Source organism: Streptomyces sp. NPDC002835 (genome assembly GCF_053591995.1).
This window is the reverse complement of sequence record NZ_JBSFUW010000061.1, coordinates 21,048-27,746: the sequence shown is the minus strand read 5'-3', so window position 1 is coordinate 27,746 and position 6,699 is coordinate 21,048. Positions and strand designations below refer to the sequence as shown.

8 protein-coding genes are annotated in these 6,699 nt (G+C 71.6%); 3 read left to right on the top strand and 5 right to left on the bottom strand.

All coding sequences use genetic code 11. From position 1 onward, the window contains the following. Nucleotides 1-114: 114 nt before the first annotated feature. Nucleotides 115-777, bottom strand: coding sequence for an HAD family hydrolase (locus ACWD01_RS35185; protein WP_451167767.1), 663 nt, complete (start codon nt 775-777; stop codon nt 115-117). A gap of 48 nt (nt 778-825) precedes the next feature. Continuing rightward, nucleotides 826-1,644, bottom strand: coding sequence for a VOC family protein (locus tag ACWD01_RS35180; protein ID WP_451167765.1), 819 nt, complete (start codon nt 1,642-1,644; stop codon nt 826-828). A 261-nt stretch (nt 1,645-1,905) separates the two neighbouring features. On the opposite strand from ACWD01_RS35180, the gene ACWD01_RS35175 reads away from it, so the two are divergent. Continuing rightward, nucleotides 1,906-2,298 carry a VOC family protein gene (locus ACWD01_RS35175; RefSeq protein ID WP_451167763.1) on the top strand — a complete coding sequence of 131 codons (393 nt, stop codon included), beginning with the start codon at nt 1,906-1,908 and terminating at the stop codon, nt 2,296-2,298. Here ACWD01_RS35175 and ACWD01_RS35170 read toward each other — a convergent pair. Next, entirely contained in the window at nt 2,295-3,002 is a 708-nt protein-coding gene (locus ACWD01_RS35170) for a type 1 glutamine amidotransferase domain-containing protein (RefSeq protein WP_451167761.1), read from the bottom strand. The genes ACWD01_RS35175 and ACWD01_RS35170 overlap by 4 nt on opposite strands. A gap of 142 nt (nt 3,003-3,144) precedes the next feature. On the opposite strand from ACWD01_RS35170, the gene ACWD01_RS35165 reads away from it, so the two are divergent. Beyond that, entirely contained in the window at nt 3,145-4,050 is a 906-nt protein-coding gene (locus ACWD01_RS35165; RefSeq protein ID WP_451167759.1) for a LysR family transcriptional regulator, read from the top strand. A gap of 168 nt (nt 4,051-4,218) precedes the next feature. Beyond that, on the top strand, nt 4,219-5,028 hold the full coding sequence (locus ACWD01_RS35160) for an SAM-dependent methyltransferase (RefSeq protein WP_451167771.1): 810 nt from the start codon (nt 4,219-4,221) through the stop codon (nt 5,026-5,028). Nucleotides 5,029-5,117: 89 nt separating this feature from the next. On the opposite strand, the gene ACWD01_RS35155 is transcribed toward ACWD01_RS35160, so the two are convergent. Together ACWD01_RS35155 and ACWD01_RS35150 are read right to left on the bottom strand one after the other, a co-directional pair. Continuing rightward, entirely contained in the window at nt 5,118-6,020 is a 903-nt protein-coding gene (locus ACWD01_RS35155; RefSeq protein WP_451167757.1) for a helix-turn-helix domain-containing protein, read from the bottom strand. A gap of 90 nt (nt 6,021-6,110) precedes the next feature. Continuing rightward, the gene (locus ACWD01_RS35150) at nt 6,111-6,326 is read right to left on the bottom strand and encodes a DUF397 domain-containing protein (RefSeq protein ID WP_451167769.1); all 216 of its coding nucleotides are present in this window, start codon (nt 6,324-6,326) and stop codon (nt 6,111-6,113) included. Between the last annotated feature and the right edge of the window lie 373 nt (nt 6,327-6,699).

Genomic DNA, 6,699 nt, shown 5'->3' with positions numbered 1-6,699 from the left:
TCATGGGTGCCCACCGACGGAACTGCCGAAGGCCGCCATCCGGGTACGAGCGCCGGGTGTCGCGGGTCCGGCATGATCGGCCGGACACGCGCTAGGCGACTTCGGCCTGTCCGGCTAGCCGGCGGCGAGGGGGCTGGTCTCGATCTGGGCGAGCAGATCCGCCGGGTTGTCGAAGACCGCCGCCGCGCCCGCGGCCTCCAGGGCGGTGCGCGGGATGCCGCCGCAGAGCAGCCCGACGGCCGGCACCCCGGCCCGGGAGGCGGCCTGCATGTCCCACACGGTGTCGCCGACGAACACGGCGTCCGACGCCGTGACCCCGGCCAGCTCCAGCGCCTGCTCGACCGGGTCGGGCGCGGGCTTGCCCTCCTCCACGTCGTCGGCGCTCGCGGTCGCGGTGATGGCGTCGTCCGCGTCGACGGCCCGCCGGAGCGCCGCCAGTTCGGAGCCGCCCGCCGAAGTGACGAGCACGACCTGCCAGCCGTCGCCGGCGAGGGCGCGCAGCAGGTCCCCGGCCTGGTCGAAGGCCGGCAGCCGGTCGAAGTACGTCCCGTAGAGGGCCTTGTGGGCGGCCTTGAGGGTGCCGTCCTGGCCGGTGTCCCGGTCGTCGCCGAGCAGGTGCTCGACCAGATCCTGGCCGGGCAGCCCGACGGAGCGGTGGATGTCGTGCATGGGCACCCGGTGGCCCGCCTGGCGGAAGGCCTCCCACCAGGCGACGACGTGGAGGTGGTTGGTGTCGGCCAGTGTCCCGTCGACGTCGAACACAGCGGCGCGTGCCATGTCTGCAGGTCCTTCCGATGGCTTCCGACGGCTGAGCGGCTACGGCGTCTACTCGGGTACGGCGTTGTCCGTGGCGGTCACGGTGAAGATGGCGCCGTCCGGATCGCGCAGGGTGGCCTCGGCGCCGTGCGAGGTGGCCCGCTCGCCGAGGACGCTGCCGCCGTGGCGGCCGGCGGCCCGTACCGTCTCCGCGAGGTCCTTCACCGCGAAGTGGACGTGCCAGCGCGGATGGAGCAGCGGGCTGGTCGCCGTGCCGTCCGCGCCCGAGGTGAGCCGGGCGAGCACCCGTCCTTCGCGGTGCAGTACGACCGCGTCCTCCAGATAGCTGACGTCGCAGCAGCCCTCCCGGCCGGAAGCCCAGTCGAACACCTCGCCGTAGAAGATCGCCGACTCGAAGGCGTCCTTGGCCAGCAGCCGGATCCAGGCGGGCGCCTTGTCGCGCCAGGCCGGCCAGTCCCGCATCAGCTCGCCCTCCCACAGCCCGAAGACGGCGCCGTCCCGGTCGGCCGCGAGCACACCGCGGCCCAGCGACAGGGCGAGCGGCCCGACCGCCACGGTGCCGCTGCGCTCCCGGATGCGGGAGGCGGTCCGGTCGGCGTCCTCGACGGCGAAGTACGGGGTCCAGGCGACCGCCACCGTCAGCGCCGGGGCCAGCGCACCGATCCCGGCGACCGGCATGCCGTCGACGACGGCGACCCTGAACTGGTCGCCCAGCCGCCCCCTGCGGAACTTCCAGCCCAGCACCGCCCCGTAGAAGTCCTGGGCCGCCTGCAGGTCGCGGGCCATCAGGCTGACCCAGCAAGGGGCGCCGAACACGGCGGCGGACGCCGTCGTGCGGGTCGCTGTCGGGGTCGATTTCTCGTTCATCACCATGTCCGGCCGTCGGGGGCGGTTCGTACGGGGCCGGTTCCATGTTGCTCCTCGGGGAGCCGACCGGCGAACGCGACGGTCACTGTCCGTGTTCGGGCGAGGCCGATCGCGTACGCTCCGAGGTTGCCTTCCTGGGTGGCGGGTGCCCGCGCGGCGGCGTCCGTAACGCCCGGGCGCCCTGCCACGTCCGCACGCCGCCGGCAGGCGGACCCGCAGAGCACTCCGTATGCCGGGCGTGGCAGCGGGTAGCCGCAGTGCATGACCGTAGAGAAGACCAGCGTCCTTGTCCTCGACGCCGCGGAGCCGATGGAATTGGCGGAGTTCTACGCGGGGCTGTTCGGCGCGGAGATACGCGTCGGCAGCGACCCCGACTTCATCGAGATCGTCGGTCACGGCGGCGTGCATCTCGCGATGCGCCGTGACCACGGCTACGCGCCGCCCAGCTGGCCGCGGCCCGAGGACTCCCAGCAGTCGCATCTGCGCATCCTCGTCCGCCGCGGCGACCTGGACGCGGCGGAGCGGGAGGCGGTCGGCCTGGGGGCCCGGCCGATGGACACCAACCACCGGCGCGGGCCCCACGAGGAACGCATCTATTCGGACCCGGCGGGCCACTCCTTCTCCCTGGCGGTGTCCCCGCTCCCGGCCGGCTAGCGGCGGCCCGCCAGCGCCTCCACCACCCGCTGGGCGGTGTCCGCGCTCGACTGCGGGTTCTGGCCGGTGATCAGGTTGCCGTCGACGACGACCCGGCTCGACCACGCGTCACCGGGCCGGACCACCGCGCCGAGCTCGCGCAGCCGCGACTCGACCAGGTAGGGCGACTTGTCGCCGAGGCCGCCCTGCTGCTCCTCCTCGTCGCTGAACACCGTCAGTTCACGGCCCGCGAAGGCGAAGGAGCCGTCCTCCCGTACGGCGCTGAGCAGCGCCGCCGGGCCGTGGCAGAGCGCCGCGACGATCTTCCCGCTGCCGTCGGCGTCGTTGAGCAGCCGGCCGAGGTCCGTGCTGACGGCGAGGTCCGCCATCGGCGCGTGCCCGCCCGGGATGTACACGGCGTCGTAGTCGGCCACCGACACGTCGGAGAGATCGGTGGGCCGGGCCAGCTCGGCGTCGATCGACTCCAGGTACGCGCGGAAACGCCGGGCGTCCGCTTCCTCGACGCCGCCGCGCTCGTCGAGGCTGATGGCGTCCACGGTCGGGCGGACGCCGCCGGGGGTCGCGATGTCCACTTCGTGGCCCGCGGCCCGGAGCACCTCGTGCGACGCGGCCAGCTCCTCCGCCCAATAGCCGGTGGGGTGACTGCTGCCGTCGGACAGCTTCAGGCTGTCGGCGCCGGATACGACCATGAGGATCTTCGACATGGAGAGTCCTTACTTCCTTCACTCCGGGCTGTGCTTCGACCGGCTGCTGATCGCAGCTTCGAGGGGGACAACACCAGCTTTGCTTCCGCTCCATCCGCGGGCATCATGAGCCTCATAAGGTTTCTTATGGAACGGGTGTTGCGTGCCGGGTCTGGATCTGCTGTCGACCTTCGTGGAGATCTACCGCTGCGGGTCGCTGTCGGCGGCCGCCGAACGGCTGGGCCTCACCCAGCCGGCGGTCACCGGCCAGCTCGCCAGGCTGGAGGAGCAGCTCGGCGAGCAGTTGTTCGTACGCTCCCGCAGGGGCGTCACCCCCACCGCCCACGCTGCCGATCTCGCCGCCCGCATCGGCACGCGCCTCGACGAGCTGCGCGCGGCACTGGAGCCGACGTCGGCGGGGGCGGCGCACGTCGGGACGGTACGGATCGCGGGGCCGGGCGAGCTGATCGCCCTGCGCGTGCTGCCCACGCTCGCGCCGCTGACCACCCGGGGGATGCGCATCCACGTCACGCTGGGCCTCGCCAAGGACCTGCTGGCCGCGCTCGCGGCCGGCGAGGTGGACCTGGTGGTGTCCTCCGTCCGGCCGGCCCAGCAGAACATCGCGGCCACGCCGCTCGTCGACGAGGAGTTCGTCCTGGTCGGTCCGCCGTCGCTGGCCCGCACCGTCGACAGCGCGCGGCTGGCCGGCGACCCGGTGGACGCCCTGTCGCATCTCCCGCTGGTCGGTTACGCGGACGACCTGCCGATCGTGCGCCGCTACTGGCTGAGCGAGTTCAACCGCCGGCCGCCGAACCGCGTCGCCGTGATCGTCCCGGATCTGCGCGCCGTTCTGGCCGCGGTCGTCGCGGGCGCGGGGGTGAGCGCGCTCCCCCGCTACCTCGCCGAACCGGCGCTGTCCGCGGGCTCCGTGGAACTGCTCCACGAGCCCGTCGCCCCACCGCTCAACACGCTCTACCTGGCGACACGGACGGGCGCCCTCGTCCATCCGCCGCTGGCCCTCGTCCACGACCACCTGCGCAGCCGCGCCCATTCCTGGGGCGCGCTGTGAGACCCCGTAACGCCTGGCGAAAAAGGGACAGTTGGCACGGCCGTGCCGTGGCCGAAAGCCGATGTGCGGGGCCGGCCGCGCCGGACATCCACCTGTACCGCCGTCCCGGTGCTCCCTAGCATGTGGACCCCACACGACCGGATCTCCATCGACGCGGGTGAGGACTGGATGCAGAGCTCGTGGCGCCCCGACGCCATCGACACCAAAGTGCCGAGCGTGGCGCGCATGTACGACTACTTCCTGGGGGGCGACGACAACTACCAGTCGGACCGGGACGCGTGCGAGGAGCTGCTGAAGCAGGTTCCCAGCACCAAGGCGCTCGCCGTCAACAACCGCAGGTTCCTGCGGCGTGTCGTACGGCTGCTGGCGAGCGAGTACGGCATCCGCCAGTTCATCGACCACGGATCCGGTCTGCCGACGCAGGACAACGTCCACCAGGTCGCGCAGGCGGTCGATCCCGAGTCGAGGGTCGTCTACGTCGACAACGACCCGATCGTCCTCGCGCACGGGCGGGCCCTGCTCGACGAGAACGACCGCACCACGGTCATCCAGGCCGACATGCGGGACACCGACGGCATCTTCGACCACGAGGAGACCCGCCGGCTGATCGACTTCAGCAAGCCCGTCGCGGCCCTGTTCGTGTCGGTCATGCACTGCATCCCGGACGAGGACGACCCGGCCGCGCTGGTACGGCGGGTCGCGGCCCGGCTGGCGCCCGGCAGCTTCCTGGTCGTCTGCCAGCTGGTGAGCGACCGGCCGGAGATCCGCAAGTTCGTCACCGACTTCATGGCGGAGGCCACCGGCAACCACTGGGGCCGGGTGCGCGAGGAGCACGAGGTCACCGCGTTCCTGGACGGCCTGGAGATCCTGGAGCCCGGGCTCGTGGAGGTCTCCACCTGGCGTCCCGACAACGAGCTGGCGCCGGTGCAGCAGACCGACGAGTGGATCGAGTGGGGTGGCGTCGCGCGCCTGCCGTGAGGGCGGGGCACGTACGGAACGACGCGTAAGCAACGACGGCTGCGGCCCGGTGGGATGCCCGCAGGGGCGCCGCACCGGGCCGGGGTGGTTCAGAGGTTCTTGAGGCGCTGCTCGATCCGTTCCAGTGACTGCTTGGGCGTGAGGGCGCAGGCGCCGAGCCGGTCCAGCATGTCGCGGTACTGCTCGACGGCCTGGGGCTTCTGACTGAAGGTGCTGTCCGTCAGATGCTCGATGTAGACCGCGTCCCTCAGGTCGCTCAGGGCGAAGCGCAGATAGGTGACGCCCGTGCCCACGCCCACGGAGGCCGTCACCTCCAGCGGTGCGATCTGCAGCGTCACCCGGGGCCGCTCCATCATCGAGAGCAGATGCAGCAGTTGCTCACGCATCACCTCGGTCCCGCCGACGGAGCGCATCAGCACGGACTCGTCGATCACGGCCCACAGCCGTGGGGCGTCCGGCTGGTCGAGCTGCCGCTGGCGCTGCTGGCGGAGTTCGACCCGGCGCTCCACCTCGTGCATGAGAAGGTGCCCGGGGCCCGACCGGACGACCGCGTCGGTGTACGCGGGGGTCTGGAGCAGCCCCGGTACGTAGAACGGCTCGTAGGTGCGGACGGTCGCCGCCGCGCCCTCGAGGGCGACCAGCGGCGCGAAGAAGTCGGAGAGGACGTCACTGAAGGAGCGCCACCAGTCCGACTGGCGGGACTGGGAGACCAGTCGCATGAACTCGGCGATCTGTTCGGGCGCCTGGACACCGTAGAGGTCCAGCAGTGCCATGGCGTCGGCCGGCTTGCAGCCGTGGCGGCCCAGCTCGATCCGGCTGGTCTTGGAACGGGAGAAGCCCAGCCGGGAGTCGACGTCCGCCGGGTCGAGTCCGGCCCGCACCCGCAGTTCGCGCAGTTTGCCGCCGAGGATGAGCCTCAGGGCGGTCGGGTTGTTCTCGACCGCTCCGAGCGGCCGGACGAACAACGACGGACTCGGTTCGGCTGCAGCCATCGGGCGCTCCTGCGGAGGGATAGGGACGACGACAGTATCCAGGACTCCCCCGTCGAAGCCATGGGCGAGTTGCCGGCCCGACGGCTGCTTTCAGCCGATTACCGAGTCGAAGCCTCCTGCGCGGGCTCCGGCCACGAACCCCGCGAACTCGTCGCGGGTGCAGACGAGCGCCGGACCCTCCGGACCGCGGGAGTCGCGGATCGCGATCCGGTCGTCCGGGAGCTCCGCCATCTCCACGCAGTTACCGGTGGCGTTGCTGTGGCTGCTCTTGATCCAGGTCACCGGCCCCAGGGCGCCGGCCTGCATTCCGTTGACGAACTCCACTCCGCTCAACTCCTCTTTGTTCGCAAACTTGTTCACCGGGATTCCGCCACTGCAATCCCAGATGCAATTGCATCATCGGTCGGGCCCGACAATACTCGCCCTGGCTCTCCTGTCGAACTGCACGGCGCGCAGGGGGGCATGACCAGTGACAACGCACCTGCCGGCCTGCTCAGACACCAGCGCCGCGCAGCTGGGGCGGGGGCGGCCGTGCCGATCTGGCGTGAAATCTCCGCCCGTCGCGGTCGTTCCCCGTGCGGCATCCGGGTGCGTGCAGCGACCCCTCAACATGCTTCGCGGGCAAGGAAGTTCGGCGCACGCACGATGCGTGAGCGGGCACCGCGATCGCTCCCGGAAG

Bases quoted from the DNA above. Each gene is read 5' to 3' on its own strand.
- ACWD01_RS35180 (WP_451167765.1), bottom strand. From the start codon at position 1,644: ATGAACGAGAAATCGACCCCGACAGCGACCCGCACGACGGCGTCCGCC.
- ACWD01_RS35170 (WP_451167761.1), bottom strand. From the start codon at position 3,002: ATGTCGAAGATCCTCATGGTCGTATCCGGCGCCGACAGCCTGAAGCTG.
- ACWD01_RS35155 (WP_451167757.1), bottom strand. From the start codon at position 6,020: ATGGCTGCAGCCGAACCGAGTCCGTCGTTGTTCGTCCGGCCGCTCGGA.
- ACWD01_RS35185 (WP_451167767.1), bottom strand. From the start codon at position 777: ATGGCACGCGCCGCTGTGTTCGACGTCGACGGGACACTGGCCGACACC.
- ACWD01_RS35150 (WP_451167769.1), bottom strand. From the start codon at position 6,326: ATGCAGGCCGGCGCCCTGGGGCCGGTGACCTGGATCAAGAGCAGCCAC.
- ACWD01_RS35175 (WP_451167763.1), top strand. From the start codon at position 1,906: ATGACCGTAGAGAAGACCAGCGTCCTTGTCCTCGACGCCGCGGAGCCG.
- ACWD01_RS35160 (WP_451167771.1), top strand. From the start codon at position 4,219: ATGCAGAGCTCGTGGCGCCCCGACGCCATCGACACCAAAGTGCCGAGC.